Origin of the sequence: Streptomyces sp. A2-16, from assembly GCF_018128905.1 — a bacterium.
GTDB lineage: Bacteria > Actinomycetota > Actinomycetes > Streptomycetales > Streptomycetaceae > Streptomyces.
In genome coordinates this window covers 5,911,586-5,937,568 of the sequence record NZ_CP063808.1, presented here as the reverse complement: position 1 = coordinate 5,937,568, position 25,983 = coordinate 5,911,586, and the positions used below count along the sequence as shown (strand labels likewise).

Annotated in this window: 22 protein-coding genes; 13 read left to right on the top strand and 9 right to left on the bottom strand. The window is 72.4% G+C overall.

The annotated features are described in order from the left end of the window. Positions 1 to 56 precede the first annotated feature (56 nt). Positions 57 to 2,381 (top strand): hypothetical protein, encoded by a 2,325-nt coding sequence (locus IOD14_RS26615; protein WP_212671736.1) that lies wholly within the window; start codon positions 57 to 59, stop codon positions 2,379 to 2,381. On the opposite strand, the gene IOD14_RS26610 is transcribed toward IOD14_RS26615, so the two are convergent. The 4 genes from IOD14_RS26610 to IOD14_RS26595 all read right to left on the bottom strand — a co-directional run bounded on the left by IOD14_RS26610 (position 2,351) and on the right by IOD14_RS26595 (position 7,028). Beyond that, on the bottom strand, positions 2,351 to 4,786 hold the full coding sequence (locus tag IOD14_RS26610; protein ID WP_212671735.1) for a right-handed parallel beta-helix repeat-containing protein: 2,436 nt from the start codon (positions 4,784 to 4,786) through the stop codon (positions 2,351 to 2,353). The genes IOD14_RS26615 and IOD14_RS26610 overlap by 31 nt on opposite strands. Before the next feature lie 111 nt (positions 4,787 to 4,897). Then, the gene (locus tag IOD14_RS26605; RefSeq protein ID WP_123987335.1) at positions 4,898 to 5,503 is read right to left on the bottom strand and encodes a hypothetical protein; all 606 of its coding nucleotides are present in this window, start codon (positions 5,501 to 5,503) and stop codon (positions 4,898 to 4,900) included. 220 nt (positions 5,504 to 5,723) lie between these two features. Then, positions 5,724 to 6,551: an MOSC N-terminal beta barrel domain-containing protein gene (locus IOD14_RS26600; RefSeq protein ID WP_212671734.1), complete on the bottom strand. Its 828-nt coding sequence runs from the start codon at positions 6,549 to 6,551 to the stop codon at positions 5,724 to 5,726. 42 nt (positions 6,552 to 6,593) lie between these two features. Continuing rightward, entirely contained in the window at positions 6,594 to 7,028 is a 435-nt protein-coding gene (locus IOD14_RS26595) for a DUF6643 family protein (RefSeq protein WP_123987333.1), read from the bottom strand. A gap of 297 nt (positions 7,029 to 7,325) precedes the next feature. Between IOD14_RS26595 and IOD14_RS26590 the strand changes: the two genes are divergently transcribed. Beyond that, on the top strand, positions 7,326 to 8,576 hold the full coding sequence (locus IOD14_RS26590) for a TerD family protein (RefSeq protein ID WP_212673403.1): 1,251 nt from the start codon (positions 7,326 to 7,328) through the stop codon (positions 8,574 to 8,576). Positions 8,577 to 8,580: 4 nt separating this feature from the next. Here IOD14_RS26590 and IOD14_RS26585 read toward each other — a convergent pair whose 3' ends face one another. After that, positions 8,581 to 9,759, bottom strand: coding sequence for a glycosyltransferase (locus IOD14_RS26585; RefSeq protein WP_249126071.1), 1,179 nt, complete (start codon positions 9,757 to 9,759; stop codon positions 8,581 to 8,583). Positions 9,760 to 9,816: 57 nt separating this feature from the next. On the opposite strand from IOD14_RS26585, the gene IOD14_RS26580 reads away from it, so the two are divergent. Together IOD14_RS26580 and IOD14_RS26575 are read left to right on the top strand one after the other, a co-directional pair. Continuing rightward, the gene (locus IOD14_RS26580) at positions 9,817 to 10,605 is read left to right on the top strand and encodes an aspartate/glutamate racemase family protein (RefSeq protein WP_123987331.1); all 789 of its coding nucleotides are present in this window, start codon (positions 9,817 to 9,819) and stop codon (positions 10,603 to 10,605) included. 88 nt (positions 10,606 to 10,693) lie between these two features. Further along, positions 10,694 to 11,242 carry a hypothetical protein gene (locus IOD14_RS26575; RefSeq protein WP_123987330.1) on the top strand — a complete coding sequence of 183 codons (549 nt, stop codon included), beginning with the start codon at positions 10,694 to 10,696 and terminating at the stop codon, positions 11,240 to 11,242. A gap of 15 nt (positions 11,243 to 11,257) precedes the next feature. On the opposite strand, the gene IOD14_RS26570 is transcribed toward IOD14_RS26575, so the two are convergent. Then, complete coding sequence (locus tag IOD14_RS26570; protein WP_123987329.1) at positions 11,258 to 12,286, bottom strand: O-antigen ligase family protein; 1,029 nt, start codon at positions 12,284 to 12,286, stop codon at positions 11,258 to 11,260. A gap of 241 nt (positions 12,287 to 12,527) precedes the next feature. Between IOD14_RS26570 and lnt the strand changes: the two genes are divergently transcribed. From lnt to IOD14_RS26550, 4 genes are all read left to right on the top strand, one after another. Next, positions 12,528 to 14,141, top strand: a complete 1,614-nt coding sequence (lnt, locus tag IOD14_RS26565) for an apolipoprotein N-acyltransferase (RefSeq protein ID WP_212671732.1) — start codon at positions 12,528 to 12,530, stop codon at positions 14,139 to 14,141. A 67-nt stretch (positions 14,142 to 14,208) separates the two neighbouring features. After that, positions 14,209 to 14,688, top strand: a complete 480-nt coding sequence (locus IOD14_RS26560; protein WP_123987327.1) for an NUDIX domain-containing protein — start codon at positions 14,209 to 14,211, stop codon at positions 14,686 to 14,688. Positions 14,689 to 14,742: 54 nt separating this feature from the next. Then, positions 14,743 to 15,543, top strand: coding sequence for a 3-hydroxybutyrate dehydrogenase (locus IOD14_RS26555; protein WP_123987326.1), 801 nt, complete (start codon positions 14,743 to 14,745; stop codon positions 15,541 to 15,543). A gap of 108 nt (positions 15,544 to 15,651) precedes the next feature. Further along, positions 15,652 to 17,571, top strand: a complete 1,920-nt coding sequence (locus IOD14_RS26550; protein ID WP_212671731.1) for a GAF domain-containing protein — start codon at positions 15,652 to 15,654, stop codon at positions 17,569 to 17,571. A 49-nt stretch (positions 17,572 to 17,620) separates the two neighbouring features. Here the strand turns inward: IOD14_RS26550 and IOD14_RS26545 are convergent, their stop codons facing one another. Next, entirely contained in the window at positions 17,621 to 19,009 is a 1,389-nt protein-coding gene (locus IOD14_RS26545) for an MFS transporter (RefSeq protein ID WP_212671730.1), read from the bottom strand. Between the two features lie 256 nt (positions 19,010 to 19,265). Between IOD14_RS26545 and IOD14_RS26540 the strand changes: the two genes are divergently transcribed. Further along, entirely contained in the window at positions 19,266 to 20,186 is a 921-nt protein-coding gene (locus tag IOD14_RS26540; protein WP_212671729.1) for a squalene/phytoene synthase family protein, read from the top strand. Positions 20,187 to 20,339: 153 nt separating this feature from the next. Here the strand turns inward: IOD14_RS26540 and IOD14_RS26535 are convergent, their stop codons facing one another. Beyond that, positions 20,340 to 20,603, bottom strand: a complete 264-nt coding sequence (locus IOD14_RS26535) for a GlsB/YeaQ/YmgE family stress response membrane protein (protein ID WP_123987322.1) — start codon at positions 20,601 to 20,603, stop codon at positions 20,340 to 20,342. A gap of 99 nt (positions 20,604 to 20,702) precedes the next feature. After that, positions 20,703 to 20,969, bottom strand: a complete 267-nt coding sequence (locus tag IOD14_RS26530; RefSeq protein WP_123987321.1) for a GlsB/YeaQ/YmgE family stress response membrane protein — start codon at positions 20,967 to 20,969, stop codon at positions 20,703 to 20,705. A 264-nt stretch (positions 20,970 to 21,233) separates the two neighbouring features. Between IOD14_RS26530 and IOD14_RS26525 the strand changes: the two genes are divergently transcribed. The 4 genes from IOD14_RS26525 (at position 21,234) to IOD14_RS26510 (ending at position 25,749) form a co-directional block, all read left to right on the top strand. Continuing rightward, entirely contained in the window at positions 21,234 to 21,587 is a 354-nt protein-coding gene (locus IOD14_RS26525; RefSeq protein ID WP_123992498.1) for a metalloregulator ArsR/SmtB family transcription factor, read from the top strand. A 286-nt stretch (positions 21,588 to 21,873) separates the two neighbouring features. Then, on the top strand, positions 21,874 to 23,580 hold the full coding sequence (locus IOD14_RS26520; RefSeq protein WP_249126070.1) for an LCP family protein: 1,707 nt from the start codon (positions 21,874 to 21,876) through the stop codon (positions 23,578 to 23,580). A gap of 72 nt (positions 23,581 to 23,652) precedes the next feature. Continuing rightward, positions 23,653 to 23,934, top strand: coding sequence for a Sec-independent protein translocase subunit TatA (gene tatA / locus IOD14_RS26515; RefSeq protein WP_123987320.1), 282 nt, complete (start codon positions 23,653 to 23,655; stop codon positions 23,932 to 23,934). 60 nt (positions 23,935 to 23,994) lie between these two features. Continuing rightward, positions 23,995 to 25,749 (top strand): serine/threonine-protein kinase, encoded by a 1,755-nt coding sequence (locus tag IOD14_RS26510; protein WP_212671728.1) that lies wholly within the window; start codon positions 23,995 to 23,997, stop codon positions 25,747 to 25,749. Positions 25,750 to 25,983: the final 234 nt, after the last annotated feature.

Below are 25,983 nucleotides of genomic sequence, written 5' to 3'. Positions count from 1 at the left end.
ACGGACAGATGCCGACGGCGCGTCACGGGGGAAGTGCGACGACAGTGGAAGATGTCATGACCATGGGCGCGGACGGCTCGGCCGCCCGGCCCGAAGAATCCGGTACCGCCCTGGAACTCCTGGTCCACGGAGTGGGGGGCACCACGCCGGAGAAGATGCTCGACGATCCGCGCACGGTGCGGATCACCGGCGACGACGTCGCGGCCGTCTTCCGGCGCGCCGACGACGTCGACGCCGAGGACAGACCGCGCGAGGGCCGGCCCGGCCCGGTGCCCGAGGCGTACGTCTGGTGCAATCTCACCTCCGGCAACGGCACCCGCGCCCTGTGGCTGCTGTTGCTGCCGTTCATGGTGGTCAACCTCGCCCACTGGATGCGCCCCACCGCACGCGACCGCGTACGGACCGTGCGCTTCTACGGCCTCCTGGTCCGGCTCGCGGGCCTGACCCTGACCGTGCTGCTGGTCGCCGCGGCCTGCGAGGTCGCCCTGGATCTCGTGGCCTGGCAGTGCGCGGGCACGCGCGCGTGCGCCGAGTCGCACTCCTGGCTCGGCTTCCTGTCGCCGGACGTCTCGAACGGCGGCTGGTGGAGCGGGCCGGGCCGCCGGCTGGCGCTCGCGGCCCTGGTCCCGGCCGCACTGACCGGACTGCTCTGGTACCTGTCCCACCGCACCTGGAGGGCCTACGAGTCGCAGCAGCCCATGGCCCGTGACACCGGGCCGGAGGAGGACGACACGCGCACCGCGCTCGGCCGGCCCGGCTTCTGGTACGGCCGCCGCCTGGTCGCCCGGCTGCGGGCCGCGCACACCGCCGCGGGCCTGCTGACGATCGCCGCGGCGGTCAGCTCGACGGCCGCCCGCTTCGACCACGAGCCGGGCGGCCCCGCCCTCCTCGACACCCTCGGCCGGCTCCTGGAGGCCGGTCTCGTCGCCGCCGGGGCGGCCGTCGTCTGGGTGGTGTGCCGCCGGGGCCGCAGCGAGCGGCGGCTCGACCGGCAGCTCGACGAGCATCTCGTACGACGCCTGCCGCTCACCTCGCTCGTCCTGCTGGCCCTGGCCGCGGTGTACGCCGGGTGGGAGCGGCCGGGCTGGCAGTCGCAGGGCCGCCTCGCGGGGGACGCCACCTTCGGCGGCATCGCCTTCGCGCAGGGACTGCTGGTCGTCGCCCTGGCCGTGGCCGCCCACCTGCTGTACCGCACGCATCCCGACCCGCGCGCGGCGATGCGGGGCCTGGCCGGACCCGCCGTGGCCACGCTGGCCTGCGCCCTGGGCGGGGTGATGTCCGGTGGCGTCTCGCAGCGCGTGGCGGACTGGCTGGACGGCACCGGCGCGAGCATCCCCGGGCCGCCCGTCCTGCTGACCTGGCAGGCGTCGGTGATCCCGCTGGTCCTTCTCGTGCTGCTGGGGCACTGCGCCTGGCTCGGCCGGCGCACCTGGCGGGCGGGCCGGGCCCAACTGGGGTCGGTCGAGAGCGAGTACCCCGCGGAGCCCAAGGACGCGACCCGCACCCGCCGCATCGCCCGCACCCGCGCGATGGCGGCGCTGACCGACCGGGGGCCGCGCCTGCTCGGGGTGACGTCGGCCAGCACCCTCCTGCTCGGCGCCGGAGCCCTCGTCGGCGCCCTGACCTCGCACAAGACACCGGCCAGGGCCGCGGAGGGGGCGTACGCCGTCGTCCAGAGCGCCGCCGACACCGCGCAGGCACTCGGCTCCTGGCTGATCGGCCTCGGCTTCATCCTGTTCGTCACCTGGGGCCGCCGCGCCTACAAGGACCCGTCCGCGCGCCGGACCATCGGCATCCTCTGGGACGTGGGCACCTTCTGGCCGCGTGCCGCCCACCCCTTCGCCCCGCCCTGCTACGCCGAGCGCGCGGTACCGGACCTGACCTGGCGGATCGCGACCTGGATCCGTGCCACGCGCGGCCGGCTGGTGATCTCAGGACACTCCCAGGGCAGTGTGCTCGCGGCCGCCGCGGCCTGGCAGCTGGAGCCTTCGGTCCGGGGGCGGGTCGCTCTGCTGACCTACGGCTCCCCGCTGGAGCGTCTCTACGGCCGCTGGTTCCCGGCCCACTTCGGTCCGGCCGCGCTCACCGCGCTCCACCACGACGTGGACTGCTGGCGCAACCTCTACCGGCTCACCGATCCCATCGGCGGCCCGGTCCGGCTGCCCGGCGACTGCGGCCCCGAGGTGGACCGGGAGCCCCTCATGGACCCGCTCGCCTACGGCCGTACCGCCCAGCACCCGCTGCCCGCGCCGATCCTCGGCCACTCCGACTACCAGGCCGACCCGGTGTTCGCCGAGGAGCGGGCGCGACTGCTGGGCCGCCTTCAGCCCGATGTGCCCGGCCCGCGGTCTCAGGACGACTCGGGCAGGTCCTCGGCGTAGAGCAGGGTCAGATCGTCCTTGGTCGGGTCGTCCACCTGGGCGACCCGGCTCGCGTGCCGCTCCACCATCGCCTCGAAGGTCTGGCGCGCGGTACGGCCGTTGCCGAAGGCGGGGCCCTTGGGCAGCACGGTGAAGTACTTCAGCAGGGCCTCCGCGGCGCCGGGCGCCAGCCGGTACTCGTGCTCCTCGGCCTGCTGTTCCACGATGCTGAGGAGTTCCTCGGGGTTGTAGTCGCTGAAGGTGATGGTCCGTGAGAAACGGGAGGCCACACCCGGGTTGACCGACAGGAACCGCTCCATCTCGGCGGTGTAGCCCGCGACGATCACCACGACCGCGTCCCGGTGGTCCTCCATCAGCTTCACCAGCGTGTCGATGGCCTCCTTGCCGAAGTCCCGGCCGGAGTCCTCGGGCGACAGCGCGTACGCCTCGTCGATGAACAGCACTCCGCCGCGCGCCCTGTCGAAGGCCTCCTGGGTGCGGATCGCGGTGGAACCGATGTGCTCGCCGACCAGGTCGACGCGGGACACCTCGACGAGGTGTCCCTTCTCCAGCACACCGAGGGAGGCGAGGATCTCGCCGTAGAGCCGGGCGACCGTCGTCTTGCCGGTGCCGGGGGAGCCGGTGAAGACCAGGTGGCGCTTGACCGACGCCGCCTTGAGGCCGGCCTGCTGGCGGCGCCGGCCGACCTCGATCATGTCGGTGAGCGCCCGTACCTCGCGCTTGACGCTGTCCAGACCCACCAGGGCGTCGAGTTCGCCGAGGACGGCCTTCGAGGTGCGCGACGGCTTCTCCGGTTCGGCCGGCGCGACCAGCGGCTCCTGTTCGGTGATCCGCTGCTCCGGGATCGCCCCGAGCAGCCCGGGGGAGCGGGACTCGGTCTGCACGACCGTCTCCCGGACCGCGGGCGGGGTCGGGCCGCCGCTCTCGTCGCTCGTGCAGTCCTCGACCACGGGACCCGCTCCGGTCGCCGCGTCCGGGGCGTCCGCGAACTCGTAGCCCCCGCGCGCGCACCGCTCGGTGCGGCACTTGCGCAGCGTCGAACGGCTGCCGTCTATGACATGGAAGCCGTAGCCTCCGCTGCCCGTCACCCGGCAGTTCAGGAAGCTGCCGCGGCCGCCGGCCGACACATAGAAACCGGCCTCCGCGGGGGAGTCGACGGTGCAGCGCTCGATCGTCGGGTCGGCGCCCTTGGTGACGATCACGCCGGTCTGCGTGCCGTCCACGGTGCAGTTGTTGAGGGTGCCGCCACTGCCGTGGTCGCGGAACCAGGCGCCGGTCGCCGCGTCCCGGATCCGGCAGTCGTCGAGCTGGGCCGTGGCGCCGTCGCTCACCGAGACGGCCGTGTTGCGCACCTGCGAGATGTCGCTGTCGACGACGTCCGCGCGGGAGCCGCGGTCCAGGACGAACAGGGCGTCCGGCACGTCGTGCACCCGGCAGGAGTCCAGTACGGCGGTGGCGCCGTCGCTGACCCAGACGGCCGGGTAGTCACCGGTGCTGTCGAAGATCTCGCACTGGTTGGCGTCCACGCGCGTGCCCGGATCCCACACCGACAGACCGTTGCGCCCGAACTGACGGACCGTCGTGCGGGTCAGGGTCAGCACCGAGCGGGAACGCAGGTCGACCGCGTTCTCCGGGATGTCGTGGATACGGCAGTCGGCCAGGGTCAGCACGGCGTCGGTGTCGAGCGTGACGCCGTCGCCGGTGGTGCGGTGCACATCGCAGTCGGTGAGATGCGCGGTGGCCCGACCGGTGATCTGGACGCCGCTGCCGCGGACCTCGTAGACCTCGCAACCCACGGCCTCCAGCGCGGAGTTCTCGCCGGTCGCGGCCAGTCCCGAGCCCGAGGTGTGGTGGACCCGGCAGCGCTCCAGACGGGGGTGGGCCCCGCCGCGCACCGAGACGCCGGACTGACCGGCCGCCACGATCTCGCACTCCTCGAACACCCCGCCCGCGCCGTCCAGCACGGCGATGCCGACGCCGGCCGGGTTGTCGACGGTGCAGCGCCGCACGGTCGGGCGCGCGCCGCCGCGCACCTCGATACCGGCCGCGGACCGGGTGATGATCCGGATGTCGGCGAGCTCCGGGGTGCCCTCCTCGACGAGCAGGGCGGGCGCGGCCGCGTCCTGACCCTCCACGTGGAGGTCCTGCACCACGGCAGAGGCGCGCACGGTCAGCGGCACCCCGTCCACGGGCGCGATCCGCACGGAACCGGGCGACCCCTCGGGGCCCCGCAGGGTCACCGCCCGCTGCACGACGAGGTTCTCCCGGTAGGTGCCGGGCGCGACCGTGAGGACGTCGCCGTCGGCCGCGGCCTCCAGAGCAGCGGCGAGCGACGCGTACTCACCTGTGCGGCGCCGCCACCGCGATGTACCGGTGTGCGTCACCTGGACCGTGCCCTGTGCCATGGCGTTGCTGTGCCCCCACCTCGTAGTACGCGGGTTTGTGCTGCCGAGGAACCTCGGCCGGTCCACCGTAGCGTGCGCGCGGGTGGTGGGTTGACCAGAGCCGTAAGGCCGTCAGCTGCCGGTGCCGGTCCGGCCCCAGTCCGGGCCCGCGCGGTCCCAGGCCTGGTCCCAACGGGCGTACCGGAGACGGACCATGCGCCACACGGCGAGCCGTCTGCCGGCCTCGATCAGGCCCGCGGTCAGCAGGGCCGCACCTGTGCCCGCGAGGACGGCATGGGTGGTGGCGGTGGCGGAGTCGAGCGGCCGGGCCGCTATGCGTCCGTGGAGATCCGTCCACAGACTGAAGTGGTCGCCGCGGTGCGGGCTCTGGAGACCGGCCATGACCGTGCCGTGGTGGGTGGTGCCGTCCGGTGCGGTCCAGTCGGCCACCACTCTGCTGCGCACTTCCCGCCCCGAGGCGGCCTCGGGGTCGGCGTCCAGCGGCGAGCGGTCCAGCTTGCGGATCACGGTCGCCGTCACCAGCCGCCGGGCGTCGTGCTGTTCGCGGACCGCCCGCTGCAGCGCGTCCTGGGCCGCGTGCCCCGTGAACACGCCGAGCACCGGACCGACGACCAGGATCAGAAGCAGGGCCAGCAGCCCCACCCAGGCCTCGGCCAGGTCGGTTCCCCGGCGCAGCGGGTTGCGCCGCCAACGCCACAGTCCGCTGATCGCTCGCACCGTCCGCACCCCCTTCCCGCTCCGTGATAACCCCCCGCGGAGTCGTTCACCCGCAAGGCCGGCCGAAGAGAGAGCGAAATCACCTGCGGCCGGGGCCTCTCATGAACTCCTCATGAAGGCCCCAACGCGCGGGCCCCCGGGCCGGGTTCCCGCCGGCGGGAACCGGATGGATCTTTGACGGAACCTTGTCCGCCGTCGCCCCCGCGCCGCCCCTGGCCGCCTACTCGAGAATCCTGACGGGGTCACCCACACGGATCGTGCCGCGGGACCGGGGCACCAGATTCTGTCCGAACACGAGCTTGCCGCCGAAGCGCCGGTGCCGGCCCAGGGTGTGCAGCGGCTCCTTGCCACGGACGGCGGCCGCCTGGTCGGTGGTGGTGACCACGCACCGCCCGCACATCTTGGCCACCCGGAAGGTGACGTCCCCGATCGCGATCAGCGACCAGTCGTCCTCGGCCCAGGCCTCGGTGGCGCGCACGACCACGTTCGGCCGGAAACGGTTCATGGGCAGGGGGCCCTCGGCCGCGTGCCGGCCTTCGGAGATGAGGGAGTTGAGGGCGTCGAGGGACGCCTCGGAGACGAGCAGCAGCGGATATCCGTCGGCGAAGGTGACGGTCTCGCCCGGGAGCGCGTACTCGGGCTCGACGGGGCGGCGGGTGGCGGGGTCGTCCATGTGGACGAGCCGGGTCCCGGCTCCGAGGTACTCGCTGCACCACGCGTGCGCGGCCGCGTCGGCGGCGGGCACCCCTTCGACCTTGTCCCCGAAGAGATCCAGCGTGACGGTCCCGGCCGGTTCGGGGACGGGCACGGGCAGCGGATCCATGCCGGGCGCGGACAGCACGACACCGCCGCCGGGCATCAGCTCGGCGGCGGCCTGCGCGAGGCGCGGCTGCTGTCGCTGGGTGACGACCCTTCCCCCGTCGTCGACCAGCGCCCAGCGCCGGTCTCCGGTCAGCCCCCAGGGCTCCACGTCGGCCTCTTGGAGTTCCAGAGCCCGGAACGCCTTGACCGGATGGATGTGAATCGACGACAGCTGAGCATTCCCCATGGGGCCATCGTGCCAGGCGGCAGTGACAGCCCGGGAGGGGAATCAGTACCCGCGGTACTGCTGGTTGTTGTACGGGTCCTGGTAGGGAGCCGCCTGAGCGGGCCGGGGCGCCGCGGGCCGCATGGCCTCGTAGCCCGTGCCCATGCCGGGACCAGCCGGACGCGGCTGCTGCTGCGGCCCGGGGTAACCGCGGGGCGCGGCTGCCTGCTGCGGGATGTACGCCCCGGGCGCCTGCTGCAGCGGCGAGGGCTGCTGCGCCTGCGGGTAGCCGTAGGACTGGGAGGGACCCGCGGGAAGGGCGGGGAGTGCGGACGGCAGCGCCGGCAGGTTGCTCGCCGGGATGTCGTACGCGGCCGGGACCCGGATCGGGGCGATCTGCGGGGTGCCCCGCTCGGCCACGAGTGAGTCGTAGATCGGAGTGTCCGGGAAGGAGGCGGAGTAGTAGCCGCCGCCATAAGTGGAGCGGGGGGAGGTCATGGCACATAAGTTAAGCCCACGATGTGCTGGTTGGGGAGACCGATAAGAGGGTTGTTTTCCGTGTCGGCAGTGACGCGGGACCCCCAATGCGAGCGAACTCGGCAAAAAAGGACGCCAATCAAGGTCCCAGCCGTGTAAAGGCCGAGTTCCGAGCGGGTTACCGAGGGTTGACCGGCGATCTTCCTGTGCGCGGGATGGGAGTTCGCTGTCCCGGGGGAATAGGTTGAGCGGGTAGAACTCCGAGGGCCGCCGGGGCGCGTCCTGGCCTGCCGACATCTGATGGGGGCGGACATGTCAATGCCGAAAGGATCGAACGCTCCGGTGCCCACGACGGCACTGCGGGTCGAATTGGGCCGGCGTTCCGGGCCGGGGGTTCCCGACGTGGATGCCTCGGCGCTGCTGCTGGTCGGCGGAAAGGTGCGTTCCGACGCCGACTTCGTCTTCTACAACCAGCCTCAGCACTCCTCCGGAGCCGTCCGTCACGAGGGCAAACGAACCGAGGGCGGCCGCGTGACCGACACCCTGCTCGTCGACCTCGCGCGCGTGGAGCCGTCGGTGGAGACCGTCGTACTGGCCGCCTCCGCGGACGGCGGGACCTTCGCCCGTGTCCCGGACCTGTACATCGAGGTCAGGGATGCCGCCCAGGGCACGGTCGTGGCGCGGTTCGACAGCACGGGCGCGAGCGTGGAAACCGCTTTCGTGCTCGGCGAGTTCTACCGCCGTCAGGGCGCCTGGAAGTTCCGTGCCGTCGGTCAGGGCTACGACAGCGGACTGGAAGGTCTGGCAACCGACTTCGGCATCACCGTGGACGAGCCCCAGCAGGCCGCGCCCGCCGCACCGCCGGTGGCGGCTCCGGTGACCATGCCCCCGCCGGTCACCGCCCCACTGCCCGCACCCGCCGCGCAACCGGTCCGCCTCACCAAAGTCACGCTCACCAAGTCGGCCCCGTCCGTCTCCCTCGCCAAACAGGGCGGCACCTCGGGCTCGATGCGCGTGAACCTCAACTGGCAGGTACGCAAACAGTTCTCGGGCTGGAGCGGCAAACGCGGCCGGGCGATGGCCATGCACGCCGACCTCGACCTCGACCTGTGCGCCCTGTACGAACTCGCCGACGGCCGCAAGGGGGTCGTACAGGCGCTGGGCAACGCCTATGGAGCCCTGCACCAGCCGCCGTACATCCACCTCGACGGCGACGACCGCACCGGTGCCGTCGCGAGCGGCGAGAACCTCACCGTGAACCTCGACCACAAGCGGGACTTCCGGCGCATCCTCGTCTTCGTGACCATCTACGAGGGCGCGCGTTCCTTCGCGGACCTGCACGCCACGGTCACCCTCCAGCCGCAGCACGGCGCCCCGATCGACTTCTCCCTCGACGAGTGCACCGTGCCCTCGACGGTGTGCGCGCTCGCGCTGATCACCAACACCGGCGACGACCTGGTCGTCCAAAGAGAAGCCCGCTATCTGGTGCCCGAGCGCGGCGTGAGCCCGCAGCGGACGGTGGACCACGTCTACGGTTGGGGCATGAACTGGACACCGGGCCGCAAGTGAGTCCTCACCCCTCCTCGCCGGCGACGGCGTCCGGGCGCGCGTAGGTGCGGCCCTTCCAGGCCGCGCCGCGCCCCCGGTAGTGCTGCACCGCCGAGTCGACCGTCATCAGGAGATAGAGGAACGCGGTGAACGGCAGCAGGGGAGCGAGCCACAGGGGCTGCCGGTAGTAGCGGAGCATCGGGACGTACGTCCCCGTCATGACCAGCCACGCGAGGGCACCGAGCACCCAAGCCGCCGTACCTCCCGTGGCCAGTCCCGTTGCGACGGCGATCGGCGGCACCAGGTAGACCAGTACGAGCCCGGCGACCGTTCCCAGCAGCACCAGGGGGTTGTGGCGCAGCTGGGCGTAGGCGCTGCGCGACACCATGCGCCACAGGTCGTGCAGCCGGGGATAGGGACGCACGCTGTCCACCCGCTCGGCCAGGCCCAGCCAGATGTGGCCGCCCCCGCCCTTGACGGCCCGCGCGAGCGCCACGTCGTCGATGACGGCGTGCCGGATGGCGTCCGGGATCCGCGCCCGCTCGGCGGTGTCGGCGCGCAGCAGGACACAGCCGCCCGCCGCGGCCGCCGTCCGCGCGCCCTTCCTCCCGATCCGGCGGAACGGGTACAGCTGCGCGAAGAAATACACGAACGCCGGCACCACGAGCCGCTCCCACAGGCTCGCCACCCGCAGCCGGGCCATCTGCGAGACCACGTCGAAGCCCCCGGCGTGCGCGGCCGCGACCAGCCGTCGCAGGCTGTCCGGCTCGTGGGCGATGTCGGCATCCGTCAGCAGCAGGTACTCGGGGCCACGCGCGCGTGCCAGGCCGATCCCGTGGTGGACCGCCCACAGCTTCCCCGTCCACCCCGCCGGCGGCTCGCCCGGCGAGGACACGGTCAGCGGCAGTCCGTCGTGCCGGCGCGCCAGGTCGCGTGCCAGCTTCCCGGTGCCGTCGGTACTGCCGTCGTCGACGAGGAAGACCTCCGCCCGCCCCGGGTAGTCCTGGGTCAGCAGAGAGGGAAGGCTCGCGGGCAGCACCTCGGCCTCGTCGCGAGCCGGCACCACCACAGCCACCACCGGCCAGGCCAGCGGATCCCGCTCCGGCGGGAGTCTCACGTCCGTGCGCCAGAAGAAGCCCTGGCAGAGCAGCAGCCACAGCCAGGCGGCGAGGGATACGGCGGCGGTCCACGCGATGGCGCTCACGCGCGCAGTCTGCCCCACGGAAGGGGCGCCCAAGGGCTCATCGTCTATCGTGGCCGGGTGAAGATCGCGCTCTTGGACTCCGGAATCGGTCTGCTGGCGGCCACCGCCGCGGTACGGCGACTGCGCCCCGACGCCGATCTCGTGCTCTCCCTCGACCCCGACGGCATGCCCTGGGGTCCCCGGACGCCGGACGACATCGTCGGGCGCGCTCTGGGCCTCGCCGAGGCCGCCGCCGCGCACGGTCCCGACGCTCTGATCATCGGCTGCAACACCGCCACCGTGCACGCCCTGACCGCCCTGCGCGCCCGGCTCGAGCCGGACCTGCCGGTCATCGGCACCGTGCCCGCGATCAAGCCCGCCGCGGCGGGCGGCGGCCCCTTCGCCATCTGGGCGACCCCCGCCACCACCGGCAGCCCCTACCAGCGCGGGCTCATCGAGGAGTTCGCCGACGGGGTGCCGGCGACCGAGGTGCCCTGCCACGGCCTCGCCGAGGCGGTGGAGCACGCCGACGAGGCCGCCATCGACGCCGCCGTCGCCGCGGCCGCCGCCCTGACCCCCGACGAGGTGACGACCGTCGTCCTGGGCTGCACCCACTACGAACTGGTCGCCGAGCGCATCCGCGCCGCCGTGCAGCGCCCCGGCCGTCCCCCGCTCGTCCTGCACGGCTCGGCCGGCGCGGTCGCCGCGCAGGCGCTGCGCCGCCTCGGCGAGCAGCCCGCGCCCGGGACCACGGCCACCGGCACCCTCACGGTGCTGCTGAGCGGACGCGAGGGCGTCGCCCTGCCCGCGCCCGCCCTGGCCTACGCGGAGGGCCGGCTCCTGCGGACGGCCACTCCCGCCCGCTGATCGTCGCGAACGGCCGGAAAGCCCACCCGCGGAAGTCACTCTCCGCGACGAACTACCCGCGCGCCGAAACCTGAGTAACCTCATAGCTATGAGGGACCACCCCCACGGCGAGCACACCTCGCAGCACACCGATGTCTGGACCGGCCGCGCCTCCAACCGGATCCAGTGGCTGCTGGCGCTCGGCGGCGCCGCGATCGTGGCGCTCGGCATCGAGCTCGCCGTCGACTCGGCGTGGTCCTCCGGCATCGCCCCGCTCGTCATGTCCGTGGTGGGCTGCATCGCCGCCGGACTGCTGGTCCTCTTCCTCACGCTCGGCTTCGTCCATGTCGCCCTCAGGGTCGACATGGAGTCCCTGGAGGTGCGCTGCGGCCACATCGGCGTGCCGCGCCGCCGCATCCCGCTGGCCCATGTCGCCGGCGCCGAGTTCATCGCGCACGTCACTCCGCGCCAATGGGGCGGCTGGGGCTACCGCTGGCGCCCCGAGAAGGGCACGGCCGTCGTCGTACGCCGTGGTGAGGGCCTGGTCCTTCGACTGTGGGACGGCCACACGTTCACGGTCACCGTGGACGACGCGGAGGCCGCCGTACGCATCATCCGCGACCGGCTGCGGCCGGGGGCCGAGGAGCCACGACGCTGAGACCGGGACGGCCGGTCACTTCGGGGCGGGTTCGTCGCTGAGCGGGTGAGCCGTCGCCAGTCCTGCCAGGAGGCCTGCGCCCACCGACACCGTCGTGAAGCTGAGGGCGTTGCCGACCGCGGCAATCGCCGCCAGCGCCGTCAGGGCCGCGCCCGCGCTGAGGACGACCGGTGTGCTGCGGGGAGAGCGCCACAGCGCGTACAGCAGCCAGCAGAAGGCCGCCGCCAGCAGCAGCGCCCCGATCACCCCCTGCTCGGCCGCCATCTGCAGCGGAGCCGAGTGCGGCTTGCCGTCGGGCAGCAGCGACCGGGCCGCCGTCGTGCTGAGCTCCCCGAAGCGGCCCGGTCCCACACCGAGCGCGGTGTCCTCGCGGGCCAGGTGCAGGGCCTCGTGCCACAGCTCGATGCGATGCGGGGTGAGCCGGCCGCGCAGTGACTCGGTGAGCCCGCCCGGCACCGCCTTCCCGGCCATCGCCCAGATCAGGCCGGTCACCGCGGCCGCGGTGAGGGCGAGAGCGGCGATACCCGGACCGCGGTGACGCATCCGCCCCGCCGCGAGCGAGCTCAGCAGCACCGCGGTGCAGGTGAACAGACCGGAGACCGAGCCCAGGGCGGCCGAGGCCACCGCGATGCCGACGGCGAGCAGCCCCAGGAGGACTCGCAGAGCGGGCGATCCGGTGGCCCAGGCGGCGCAGCACGCGGCACCGGTGGCGAGGGTCAGCAGGGCGGCGGTGGCGCCCGCGTGACCGAGGGGAGCGACGATCTCGGGTCCGGGCGCGAGGTGGGGGAGTGCCACCGTCAGACCCAGTCCGGTCAGTGCGGCGGCGCAGGGGGCGGCGACCGGCAGCAGGGCCCCCGAGATCCGGCCGGCGGCATACCCCGCGGCGACGGCCAGCAGGGCGAGCAGCACGCCCTCCGGACGGCCGTCGTGCGCGGCCGCGGTGATCAGCGACCAGGCGGCACAGGCGCCGAGCACCAGCACGCCCACCCCGTCGGAAACGTTTCGTCTGTCGCCGTCCTCGTCGGAACCGGCCACAGTCGTCATTCCCGTGGTACCCACCCCGCCCCCCGAAACCCCGGTCCCCCGACCTGCGGCCCCCGCCGCCCGGATTGCCACCGGCCCGTACGAAAGGGACTCCGGCACACCGTAACGGCTGATGGTCGATTTGTGGACGAGTTGTGCGCGGTTGCCCGGCCATGACACGGCTCACATCCCTGGCCCGGGGCCCCGGTCACCAGGCGGACCGCGCTGTCGATGCCGAGGTCAACCGCCGTACACTCCCGGGGTGACCGTCACCGCAACTTCCGTGGACGAGTCGGACCGGCTGGAACCGCAGTCCGCGCCCGCCTCCCGCTGGGCCGCCCGACTCCGCCGCCTCGTCCCGGCCGCCGCCGCTGCGCTCTCCGGAGTGCTGCTGTACGTCAGTTTCCCGCCCCGCACCCTGTGGTGGCTGGCCCTGCCCGCCTTCGCCGTCCTCGGCTGGGTGCTGCGCGGCCGTGGCTGGAAGGCGGCCTTCGGTCTCGGCTATCTCTTCGGCCTGGGCTTCCTGCTGCCGCTGCTGGTGTGGACCGGCGTCGAGGTCGGCCCCGGGCCCTGGCTCGCACTGGTGGCGATCGAGGCGATCTTCGTCGCGCTGGTCGGCGTGGGCGTCGCCGCCGTCTCGAAGCTGCCCGGCGCACCGGTGTGGGCCGCCGCCGTCTGGATCGCCGGAGAGGCGGCACGCGCGCGTGCGCCGTTCCACGGCTTTCCCTGGGGGAAGATCGCGTTCGGCCAGGCCGACGGCGTCTTCCTGCCCCTCGCCGCGGTGGGCGGCACGCCCGTCCTGGGCTTCGCCGTCGTTCTGTGCGGTTTCGGCCTGTACGAGATCGTGCGTCTGGTCGTGGAGCGGCGGGGCACCGGTGCCGTACGGCGTCCGGCCGCGGCCGTGGCCCTGCTGAGCGTGGCCGTGCCGGTGGTCGGCGCGCTCGCGGCCCGGACGCTGGTGAGCGACAAGGCCGAGGACGGCACCGTCACCGTCGCGGCCATCCAGGGCAACGTGCCGCGCGCGGGGCTGGAGTTCAACGCCCAGCGCCGGGCCGTGCTCGACTACCACGCGCGGGAGACCGAGCGGCTGGCCGCCGAGGTGAAGGCCGGCACGATCGCGAAGCCCGACATCGTGCTGTGGCCGGAGAACTCCTCCGACGTCGACCCCTTCACCGACGCGGACGCGGCCGCGGTCATCGAGAAGGCGGCCAGGGCCATCGACGCACCGATCTCCGTCGGCGGCGTCGTCGAGCGCGACGGCAAGCTCTACAACGAGCAGATCCTCTGGGACCCGGTCAAGGGCCCCACCGACACCTACGACAAGCGGCAGATCCAGCCGTTCGGCGAGTACCTCCCGCTGCGCGGGCTCGTCGGCGCCATCAACAAGAACTGGACCTCCATGGTCCGCCAGGACTTCAGCCGCGGCACCAAGCCGGGCGTGTTCCGGATGGCCAACGCCAAGGTCGGCCTGGTCACCTGCTACGAGGCGGCGTTCGACTGGGCCGTGCGCTCCGAGGTCACCGACGGCGCGCAGCTGATCTCCGTGCCGAGCAACAACGCGACCTTCGACCGCAGCGAGATGACCTACCAGCAGCTCGCGATGTCCCGGGTGCGTGCCGTGGAGCACAGCCGGACCGTCACCGTGCCGGTGACCAGCGGTGTCAGCGCGATCATCATGCCGGACGGAAGGATCACCCAGAGGACCGGCATGTTCGTGGCCGACTCGCTGGTGCAGAAGGTCCCGCTGAGGTCGACGCAGACCCCGGCCACGCGGCTCGGGATCCTGCCCGAGATGGCCCTGGTGCTGGTCGCGGCGGGCGGGCTCGGCTGGGCGATCGGCTCGGGGCTGCGCGGGCGCCGGACCGAGGACGCGTAACCGTACGCTCCTCCCTCGCCGTCCGGAAGATCACCAGGGTGTCCTGGGCGGCGGTTAGGGTCGGCGCATGGCTACCCCTGATTTCATTCGCACCCTTCGGAAGTCCATCGGGCACGACCTCCTCTGGCTCCCCGGCGTCAGCGCCGTCGTCCTCGACGACCAGGACAGAGTGCTGCTCAACCGTCGCTCGGACACCCGCAAGTGGTCGCTGATCGGCGGTATCCCGGAACCGGGGGAGCAGCCCGCGGCCTGTGCCGTGCGGGAGGTCGAGGAGGAGACGGGCGTGCACTGCGTCGTCGAGCGGGTGATCGTCGTCCAGGCGCTGCGTCCCGTGACGTACGAGAACGGCGACAACTGCCAGTACATGGACATCTCGTTCCGCTGCCGGGCCGTCGGCGGCGAGGCGCGGGTCAACGACGACGAGTCGCTGGAGGTGGGGTGGTTCGCGGTGGACGCCCTGCCGGAACTGAGCGAGTTCGGGGTGCAGCGGATCAAGCAGGCGCTCACTGACGCACCCACATGGTTCGACCCTATGAGTTCCGAATGAAGTATGGGGTGTGACCACATGTGGTGAGGGTCGGGTGCTGCCTAGGGTCGGACCATGACGGCTAGCAGCGCCCTCCCGGCCCCCCACGCCCCCACACTCGACCTCGGCGGCCGCACCGCCCTCGTCACCGGCGCCGCCGGCGGTATCGGCCGTGCCTGTGCGCTGCGGCTCGCGGCGGCCGGGGCCAAGGTGAGAGCGGTCGACCGGGACGCGGCCGGTCTGGACGAACTGGCCGAACGGTCCGCGGGGCTGGCGGGCACCGTCGAACCCCGTGTCCTGGACCTCACCGACCTGGACGCCGCCGAGCACGCCGCCGCCGGCACCGACGTCCTCGTCAACAACGCCGGCCTCCAACTGGTGCGCCCCATCGAGGACTTCCCGCCCGACGTCTTCCACACGGTCCTCACCGTGATGCTGGAGGCGCCGTTCCGGCTGATCCGCGGCGCCCTGCCGCACATGTACGGACAGGGCTGGGGGCGAATCGTCAACGTGTCCTCGGTGCACGGACTGCGCGCTTCGGCCTACAAGGCGGCCTATGTGGCCGCCAAACACGGACTGGAGGGTCTGTCCAAGACGGCGGCACTCGAAGGCGCACCCCACGGAGTGACCTCGAACTGTGTGAACCCCGCCTATGTGCGCACCCCCCTGGTCGAGCGGCAGATCACCGACCAGGCCCTGGCCCACGGCATACCGGAGGAGCGCGTGGTCTCGGAGGTCCTGCTCCAGGACAGCGCCCTCAAGCGGCTCATCGAACCGGAGGAGGTCGCCGAGGCCGTGGCCTACCTGTGCGGCCCGCAGGCGTCCTTCGTCACCGGCACCTCGCTCGTCCTCGACGGCGGCTGGACCGCGCACTGAACGGCGAGCACCGTGCCGCACCCGGGACCCGAGGACCGGGCGGGGCACCCGGACCGGAGTTTTCCACAGGTCTGACGGGGTGAGCGTGCGATGAGCAATCCTGTGGGCATGTCCAGCGATCACGTGCGGTCCGCCGAGCGCCCCACCGGCAGTGCCGAGGCACCCTTCCTCGAACTGCTGGCCAGGGGCGCGTCCGCGGACGCCTACGAACAGCCGGTGCTGATCGCCCGCGCCGAGGGAAGGCCGCCCGAGCGGATCGCCGCGCTCGAGGAGGCCAAGGCGGTCGCCCTGCGCGTGCGCTCCGAGCTGGAGGGCAGGCGCCGACGGGAGGCCGAGCTGTCCGCCCTGTTCGAGACCGCCCACGACCTGGCCGGACTCAGGGATCTGGATGCCGTGCTGCGCGCCATCGTGCAGCGCGCCCGGTCCCTGCTCGGCACGGACGTGGCCTACCTCAGCCTGCACGACCCGGCGCGGGGCGACACCTACATGCGGGTCACCGAGGGCTCCGTCGCCGCCCGCTTCCAGCAGCTGCGGCTCGGGATGGGCGAGGGGCTCGGCGGACTGGTCGCCCAGACCGCCCGCCCCTATGTCACCGACGACTACTTCAAGGACGACCGCTTCCAGCACACCCTCTCCATCGACTCGGGCGTACGGGACGAGGGCCTGGTCGCCATCCTCGGGGTGCCGCTGACCCTGGGGCACCACGTCATCGGGGTGCTGTTCGCGGCGGACCGGCGGGCCCGGGTCTTCGAGCGCGAGCAGATCGCGCTCCTCGGGTCCTTCGCCGCGCTGGCCGCGGCCGCCATCGACACCGCGAACCTGCTCACCGAGACCCGCTCGGCGCTTACCGAACTGGAGCGCGCCAACGAGATCATCCGGGACCGCAGCGGTGTCATCGAGCGCGCCTCCGACGTCCACGACCGGCTCGCCGAACTGGTGCTGCGCGGTGGCGGGGTGCACGACGTGGCCGCGGCCGTCTCCGAGATCCTGGACGGCACTGTGGAGTTCACCGAGCTCGCCCCCACCGAGGCGCTGGAGGCCTCCCGGGCCGAAGGCCACGCCGTACGGCACCGGGACGACTGGATCGCCGCGGTCGCCGCCGGCGGAGAACTCCTCGGCGCACTCGTGCTGCGCGGCCATCCCGGGCTCGACCCCGTGGACCAGCGCACCCTGGAGCGCGCCGCGATGGTCACCTCGCTGCTCCTGCTGGCCAGGCGTTCCGCCGCCGAGGCCGAACAGCGGGTGCGCGGCGAGCTGCTGGACGACCTGCTCGACGCCCGGGACCGCGACCCGCGTCTGCTGCGCGAACGGGCCGCCCGGCTGGAGGCCGACCTCGACGCCACCCACGTCGTGCTGGCCGCCCGTCTCGACGCCCCCGCGGCGGACGCCGACCAGGAGGCGGCCGCCCGCAGACGCCTGTGGTCCGCGGCCTCCCACCTCGCCGCCACCCGGCACGGCCTGGCCGCCGCCCGCGACGGCGGCACCGTCCTGCTGCTGCCCCTCGCGGACGGGGACACGGCCACCGACCTGGCCCGCCGCACCGCCGGACACCTCGGAACAGCCGTCCACGAGGCGGTGACCGTCGGCGCCTCCGCCCCGGTCCGCGATCTCGCCGTGCACCTGGACGCCGTGGCCGCCGCCTACGAGGAGGGCCGGCGCTGCCTCGACGCGCTGCGTCTGCTGGGCCGCTCGGGGGACGGTGCGGCCGCCGAGGACTTCGGCTTCCTCGGGGTTCTGCTGGCCGGTGACCGGGACATCGGGGGCTTCGTCGAGCGGACCATCGGCCAGGTGGTCGCGTACGACGACCGAAGGGGCACCGATCTCCTGCGCACCCTGGACGCCTACTTCGCGTGCGGAATGAGCCCCGCCCGCACCAAGGACGAGCTGCACGTCCACGTGAACACCGTCGCCCAGCGACTGGAGCGGGTGGGCCGGCTGCTCGGCGAGGACTGGCAGAGTCCCGCCCGCGCCCTGGAGATCCAGCTCGCGCTGAGGCTGCACCGGTTGTCGGCGCCGGCACGGCACTGACCCCCGCACGCGAGGCGTGCGGGGGCCGGTCAGGCCCGGGATGCCGGGGTCAGACGGTCCGGGCGTCCGCCGCGGCGGATGCGGCCGCCGGCTCCGGGTCGGATTCCGGCTCGACGTCGGCCAGGTCCCGGTGGCGGGTCTCCTGGGCGACACCGACGGCCACCACCGTCAGGACGGCCGCGCCGATGACGTACAGGGCGATCGGGGTGGAACTGCCGTAGTCGGCGAGGAGCGCCGTGGCGATGAGCGGGGCCGGGGCGCCCGCCGCGACGGAGGCGAACTGGGCGCCGATGGAGGCACCGGAGTACCGCATCCGGGTCGCGAACATCTCGGAGAAGAAGGCCGCCTGGGGCGCGTACATGGCGCCGTGCATGATGAGTCCGACGGTCACCGCGAGGATCAGGTTGCCGAAGCCGCCGGTGTCGACGAGCCAGAAGAACGGGAACATCCACAGCCCTACGCCGACCGCGCCGAGCAGGTACACCGGACGCCGGCCGACGCGGTCCGACAGGGCGCCCCAGGCGGGGATCACCGCGAAGTGCACGGCCGAGGCGATGAGCACCGAGTTGAGGGCGGTCTGCTTGGAGACGCCCGCCGAGGTGGTGGCGTAGACGAGGATGAACGCGGTGATGACGTAGTAGCTGATGTTCTCCGCCATGCGGGCGCCCATCGCGATCAGCACGTCACGCCAGTGGTGCCGCAGCACGGAGACGAGCGGCAGTTTCTCGGCCGCCCCGTCCCGGTCCGCCTTGCGGGCCTCGGCCTGCGCCAACGCCTGCTTGAACACGGGGGATTCGTCGACCGACAGCCGGATCCACAGGCCGACGATCACGAGCACGCCGGAGAGCAGGAACGGGATCCGCCATCCCCAGCTGCCGAACGCGGCGTCCGACAGCAGGGCGGTGAGCAGCGACAGGACACCCGTGGCGAGGAGTTGTCCGGCCGGTGCGCCGGTCTGCGGCCACGAGGCCCAGAAGCCGCGCCGCCGGGCGTCCCCGTGCTCGGAGACGAGCAGGACGGCTCCGCCCCACTCGCCGCCGAGCGCGAAGCCCTGGACCAGGCGCAACACGGTCAGCAGCACGGGAGCGGCCGTGCCGACGGTCGCGTGGGTCGGCAGCAGTCCGATCGCGAACGTCGCCCCGCCCATCAGCAGCAGGCTCAGCACCAGCAGCTTCTTGCGGCCGAGCCGGTCGCCGTAGTGCCCGAACACCAGGGCGCCGAGCGGCCGGGCGGCGAATCCGACGGCGTACGTCAGGAAGGACAGCAGCGTGCCGACGAGCGGATCGGAGTCTGGAAAGAACAGTTTGTTGAAGACCAGGGCGGCCGCGGAGCCGTAGAGGAAGAAGTCGTACCACTCGATGGTCGTGCCGATGAGGCTGGCGGCGACGATGCGCTTCAGGTTGTTCGGCGTCGGGGGAGCGGATGCTGCGGAGGCCATGTGCGCCACTTCCTCGTGTGCGGTGGGGACGGGTACGTGTTCGCACACCGTAGGAAGGCGCAACACAAGGGCACATGTGGCGAACCAACATAGTTCTGGGGGTGGTTATAAGTGTGGGCGCCATGTCTGCCCGGGCTAGGTGGACGACCCCGACCGGGAAACGACTAAGGTCGCTTCGATCGCCCTTTCGATGCCGCGCCGGACCGCGGCCGAGGCGGTCCGGCGGGCCGAGTCGGAGAGGAAAGGGCGGTAGGACGTGCCGAGTTGGGATCGCAGGCTGACGGACGCCGGGGTGCGGGACCGCGCCCTGCGTGCGGACTACTCGACCGCCGCTCGGGTCTTCGCCCGCAGAATCCTGGCCCATTACGCCGCCGTACGCCTGCTGGTCGCCCCGGCACTGCACCCGCACGTGGTCGCCGCCTACGCCTTCCTCGCCCGTACCGACGATCTCGCCGACCAGGGGCCACTGCGCGAACGCCTGCCCCGCTGGCATGCCTGGGCCGCCCAGGTCACCGCGGGGCTGGAGTCCGGGCACGCCGACGACCCGGTCCTGCGGGCCTTCCTCCACACCGTGGCCGTGCGGCGACTGCCCCATCACTGGGTGCGCACCTACCTCAAGGCCACCACGGAGGAACTGCACTTCGCGGGTCACGCCACCGAAGCCGACTTCCAGCGCTACGTCGACAACCTCGCGCTGCCGGCCCTGATGCTGATCGAGGACCTCCAGTACGAGGGCGGCGGCAACGAGGTCTTCCGGTCCCGCTGCCGCTCGTTCGCCGAAGGACTGCAGCGTCTGGACTTCCTGACGGACCTCACCGACGACCTGACCGAAGGCCGCCTCTACCTTCCGCAGGAGGACCTGGACCGTTTCGGCGTCACCCGCGCGGACCTCGAACAGGGCAAGGACACCCCGGCCGTGGCCGAGTTGGTCGCACTGGCCTGCGGCAGGACGAGGAAGTCGCTGACCGACGCACGAGCCCTCGTGGAGTCCACCACTGCGGATTTCCGGCCGTTGCAGCGGGCCCTGCTGGATCTGGCCGAGCACCAGCTGTCCCGCGTCGAGAGCTCGGGTACCTCCGTCACACGGCGGGCGGTGGGATACGGGCTTCGCGTGCCGCTCGCCGTCCTGCTCCGTGAGAGGCGGCAACTGGCGGCCGGGGCAGCGCCCGGCGCGTGAACGGGTCGGGTCGTCCGCGCGACCGCGACCACGACTGCGACGTGGGCCCGACTTCGGCCGCGCGGTACGCGTCGTCCGGACGGTCACCCCGGTCGGAGCGACCCTCCGGACGATCTCGGGCGGATGCGCGGGCCCTGCGGACGCGGAGAGCCGTCAGCGACGGACCTTCACCCTGCTCAACGCGGCCACCCCGAGCGCGGCCACGGCGATCTGGATCAGCCACTCGACCCAGTCGACGCCCTTGGTGTCGGCGACATCGAGGCCGGCCGCGATGGCCGTGCCGATGAAGGCGGCGACGATGCCGATCAGGATCGTCCACAGCATTCCGATGCGCTGGCGCCCGGGCATCACCAGCCGGCCCAGGACGCCGATCACGATGCCGATGACAATCGCGCTGATCACGCCTGAGATCTCCATGCCGTGTCACCCCATGTGTAGTTGGTGGCGCACGAGTGCCCGCCCATGGGGCGCGCACTCCACAGCTTTGGCCCATGCGCTGGACGCGGCCTGGGCGGGTCAGTCGCGCGAGTTGCCGAACAGCAGGCGATAGCCGATGAGCAGCACCAGGGAGCCGCCGATCGCCGCGCCCCAGGTGTAGAGGTCGAAGAAGTGGTTCTCCACCGGGCGGTCGAGGAAGCGCGCGGAGAGCCAGCCGCCGACGAACGCCCCCGCGACCCCGATCAGGGTGGTGCCGATCAGGCCGCCCGGGTCGCGACCGGGCAGCAGGATCTTGGCGATGGCTCCGGCGAGCAGACCCAGGATGATCCAGCCGATGATGCCCACGTGGTAGTCCTCCAGTCGGACCGGGGCCGGGCGAGTCGTCCGGGCCCCGACACTTCGATTGCCTGTTTGCGCAAGCCTAGGGAGCGATGGTGGGTCGGGCATCGTCCGCCGGTCTCTGGTGACAAGTCGTCGATGTTCTTTCACACGCTTATTACATTGCGCAATCGATGAAGTGGAGGCGTCCTCGTGGATCCTGCTCCACCGCCCCTACACTGAGACAGTGCGCGTGTGTCGACAGTGACCGCGACGGGGCGGGAGGGGACCGTGGTGATGCTCGCCGGTGGTTTCGAGGATCCGTCCGTCGAGGTGCTGACGGAGGCGGCCGCGGTGTTCGGGCTGCTCGCGTCGTCCGCCCGGCTGCACATCATGTGGGCGCTGTCCCAGGGCGAGAGCGACGTCACCGGTCTCGCCGACCGGGTCGGCGGGGCGCTGCCCGCGGTCAGCCAGCATCTGGCGAAGCTGAAACTCGCCGGGCTCGTCCGGTCCCGCCGCGAGGGCCGTCGGCAGGTCTACTACGTCGACGACCCCGACATCGTGACCGTGGTCCGCGTCATGGTCGGCCAGCTCACCGCCCGCACCGGCCCGGCCGCGCACACCCCCTCCTCGCGCGGCGCGTGACCCACGGCGCGTGACCCACGGCGCGTGACCCGCAGCGCGGGAAGGCGCGCGGGCCGCGGATGCCGAAGGCGGATACGCCCCGGAGGTTGCCGCGTTTCTCCATGAGATCTCTCACCCGTGCAAATGTGACGGGGTCCGTGCTGGCCGGGCCAGGGGTTTGTTAGATTGCGCAACTACGCAAGCCAGGCCAAGTTCCCGCCTCGCCTGCCCGTACACCGCCGCGCACGCCCGGCCGCCCACCCCATGGCCCGGCCTGAGGGGCCCGACCGTTTCGTGGGAGTGGTAGATGAGCGACCGGTGGGACGGCCCGGGCGGTCAGGCCACACGCAGTCGCACCGGCCGGGTGCCGGGGCAGCGCGAGAGCGAGTCCGGCGGAACGCACCGGCCCGGCGGCCGCGCCGCGGCCCGGGCGGCGGCCCGCTCGCACGGGGGCAAGAGGTCACGGCGCCGGGCCCGTCCGGTACGACGCGGCAAACGCGTGCTGAAGATCGCCGGGATATGTCTGGCGCTCCTCGTCCTGGGCACCGCCGGAGCCGGCTGGTGGTTCTACCAGCACCTCAACGGCAACATCAACAGTGTCTCGCTCGACGGCAAGGGCGGAGCGGAGAAGGCCGACGCGTTCGGCCGCACCCCGATCAACATCCTCGTCATGGGCTCCGACGGCCGTACCAGCAAAGCCGATTGCAAACTCGGCGGCGGCTGCTCCCGGACCGGTGTGCAGACCGGGAACGGCAACGCGGACGTGCAGATGGTGGTGCACATATCCGCGGACCGCTCCAACGCCACCGTGATGAGCATCCCCCGCGACACCATGGTCAACGTCCCGGCCTGCAAGGACAGCGAGAGCGGCCAGTCCACGTCCGGCTACTACGGCCAGATCAACAGCGCACTCCAGTACGGCCCCGCCTGCCAGGTGGCCACCATCCACCAGCTCACCGGCATCCCCATCGACCACTTCGTCAAGCTCGACTTCTCGGGCGTGGTCAAGATGTCCGACGCGGTCGGCGGTGTCTCGGTCTGTGTCGACCACAACGTGTACGACACCTACTCGCACCTGAAACTGTCCAAGGGCACGCACACCCTCAAGGGCGAGGCGGCCCTGGAGTTCGTCCGCTCCCGGCACGGCTTCGGGGACGGCAGCGACCTCGGCCGCACGGTCTCCCAGCACATCTTCCTCAGTGCGATGATCCGCAAGTTCAAGAGCGCCGGCACGCTCACCGACCCCACCGCGGTCTACGACCTCGCCGACGCCGCCACCAAGGCGCTCACCGTGGACGACGGCCTCGGCAGCGTCAAGAAGCTGATCGGGCTCGCGGACGACGTCAACAAGGTCCCCACCAAGCGGATGACCTTCACGACGATGCAGACCGCCGCCGATCCCAACGACACCAACCGTGTGGTGGTGGGCGCGGGAGCCAAGGCCCTCTTCACCACCATCGCCGACGACCAGTCCCTGACCACGGGCTCCGGCAAGAAGTCCTCGGCGGCCTCCGCGACGGCCTCGGCCCAGGCCGTGCCCGCCTCCGAGATCGCCGTGACCGTCGAGAACGGCACCGAGATCACCGGCCGCGCCTCCGACGTCGCGAACGCGCTCACCGGCCAGGGCTTCAGTTCCGCCACGACCACCGCCAACGCGCCGAGCCCCGCGACGACGACCACCCTCACCTACGGCACCGGTCACAAGGCCGAGGCGCAGACGGCCGCCAAGGCGCTCGGACTGCCCACCTCGCACCTCAGGGAGGGCACCGGGGGTGGTCTGACGCTGGTGATCGGGAGCGACTGGACGAGCGGCACCACGTTCCCGGGCGGTTCGTCCTCGGCGGCGCCGGCCGACACCAAGGCCGCGGTGTCCAACGCCCACGCCCAGACCGCCGACGAGGCCAAGACCTGCGCCAAGGTCAGCCCCTACAAGACGGTCTCCCTCAACGGGGTCCCGATGACACCGGAGCAGGCGTACGCGGCGGCGAGCGGCAAGAAGGACTCCGACGAATGAGGCGGGGACGGGGCTCGCGGTTGTACAGTTGCGCAAGCTGGCAACAATGAACGTAGAGAAGGGACGTGCGGCATGCTGCGCAACGGACTGGAGCCCTGGCACCTGCTGGTCGTGGCGATCATGATCATCCTGTTGTTCGGCTCCAAGAAGCTGCCCGAGGCCGCGCGTGGGCTCGGCAAGTCGATGCGCATCCTCAAGAGCGAGGCCAAGGCCATGAAGGAGGACGGCACCGCGCAGAGCACCGCCGCCCCGGCCGAGTCCACCCCGGCGGAGTCCGCCCCGCAGGCGGTCCGGTCCGCTCCCGCGGAGACCACGACGGCGCATCGGGTGGCCGAGGGCAACCCGGCATCGTAGCCGCACGCCCTCTCGAGGGCCCGGTGAACGCTGTCGGTGGGGCCAACTAAGCTCCCGCCCATGAGTGAGGCAGACGAGGGCCCCGGCAGACGAGTCGTCGACGGGCGCTTCGAGTTGGAGGCCCGTCTCGGCGGCGGCGGGATGGGCACGGTCTGGCGGGCCAGGGACCTGGCACTGCACAGGATGGTCGCGGTCAAGGAGGTCCGCCCGCCCGATCGGGACCTCGCCGAGTACGACCCCGAGGGCGCGCGGATGCTGCGCGAGCGGGTGCTGCGCGAGGCGCGCTCCCTGGCCCGGATCGACCATCCGAACGTCGTCACCATCCACCACATCGTCGACGGCGGCGACGGCAGCTATCCGTGGATCGTCATGGAGCTGGTCAGCGGCGGTTCGCTCGCCGACCGGCTCGCGCAGGGGCCGATGCCGCCGGCCGAGGCGGCACGGATCGGCCGGGGCGTGCTGGCCGCGCTCGCCGCGGCGCACGACGCCGGCATCCAGCACCGGGACGTCAAGCCCGCCAACGTCCTGCTGAGGACCGACGGGCGCCCCGTCCTCACCGACTTCGGCATCGCCGCGATCCGCGAGACCACCAGCCTCACCGCCACCGGCTCCATCATCGGCACACCCGACTTCATGGCACCGGAGCGGATCTCGGGTCACGAGGGCGGATCCGCCTCCGACCTGTGGTCACTGGCGATGATGCTCTACACCGCCGTGGAGGGCCACCACCCGCTGCGCCGCGGCAACACCCTCGCCACCCTCGCCGCCGTCCTCAACGAGGACGTGCCGCCGCCGGTACGGGCCGGCGCCCTGACCGACGTACTGATGAGCGTGCTCGTGCGGGATCCGGCGGCGCGGCCCTCCTCCGCCGAGCTGGACCGACGGCTCGCCGCGGTCGAGTCGGGGCAGGGCGGTCCGGCGACCGCGTGGCACCCCGCCACCTCCTACCCGCTGAACCCGCCGCCCTCCGGTACGGCCCCCTCGTACCCGGGGGCCTTCGGCTCGCCCACCACTCCCTTCGCCGGCGCTCCCGCTGCGGCGGGCACGGCCGGGCCCGGCGGATTCGGGCCGCCGCCCGTCCCCTACGGCACCGGCCAGCCGGTGACCTCGCCCGTGCGCGCGGGCCGCAGGAGCCGGCCCGCCCTGGGTGTCCTGCTCGGCGTCTCGGGGACCTCGCTCGCCGGCGCCCTGGTCCTGATGTGGTGGCTGCTGCCCATCGGGGGCGACTCGGGCGGTTCGGGCGGCACGGCGGACAAGGGCGCCTCCTCCTCGGCCACGTCGTCCTCCGTCGCCTCGGCACCGGCGACGACCGGTTCCCCCGCCGCCGCCCCGGCGGCCCGGCAGTCGAAGGACACGACCACGACCCTGCTCACTCCCGAGGGCGTTCGCACCGCCATCAAGGCCCTGGAGCAGGAGAGCGGCCGGAACAGGTTCGGCGACTTCACCGTCTACGACGACTACGCGTCGGCCGAGGTGATGGTCGACGGCAGCGACAGCAAGTACGACACCTACACCTACCGGCTGGGACGGGGCGTGGAGAAGGGCATCATCAAGGGCACCCTGTCCGGCGGCGACCAGCCCTTCCGCCTCGAGGACTTCGACTGGGACAAGCTGCCCACGCTCCTCGAAGAGGCACGCAAGAAGCTCAACGTCGATCAGCCGGACACTCGTTACGTGCTGGTGCGACAGCCCAACGAGATCTTCGACACGCCGCTCGGCATGGCCGTCTATCTGAGCAACGAGTACAGCCAGTCGGGCTATCTGGAGGCGAACACCAAGGGCAAGATCACCCGCGTCATGCCCGCGGAGGACTGAGGGCCCGAGCCTTCGGCCCGTCCGGTCGGTCGTCGTCCAGGGCCTCGTGGCGGTGCCGGTGGTGTTCTCGCTGGTCTCGGCGGGCGGGTTCTTCCTGGGGTGGGCGGCACGGCGTTCGCCGTCGGCGTCCCCTTCGTCAGCGCGGCTGGCGTCGCGATCAGCGCCCTGACCACGGTCAGACTTGTGGACGCCAACGGCACGGCCACCCCGTTCGTGCATACGGCCGCCTCCGCG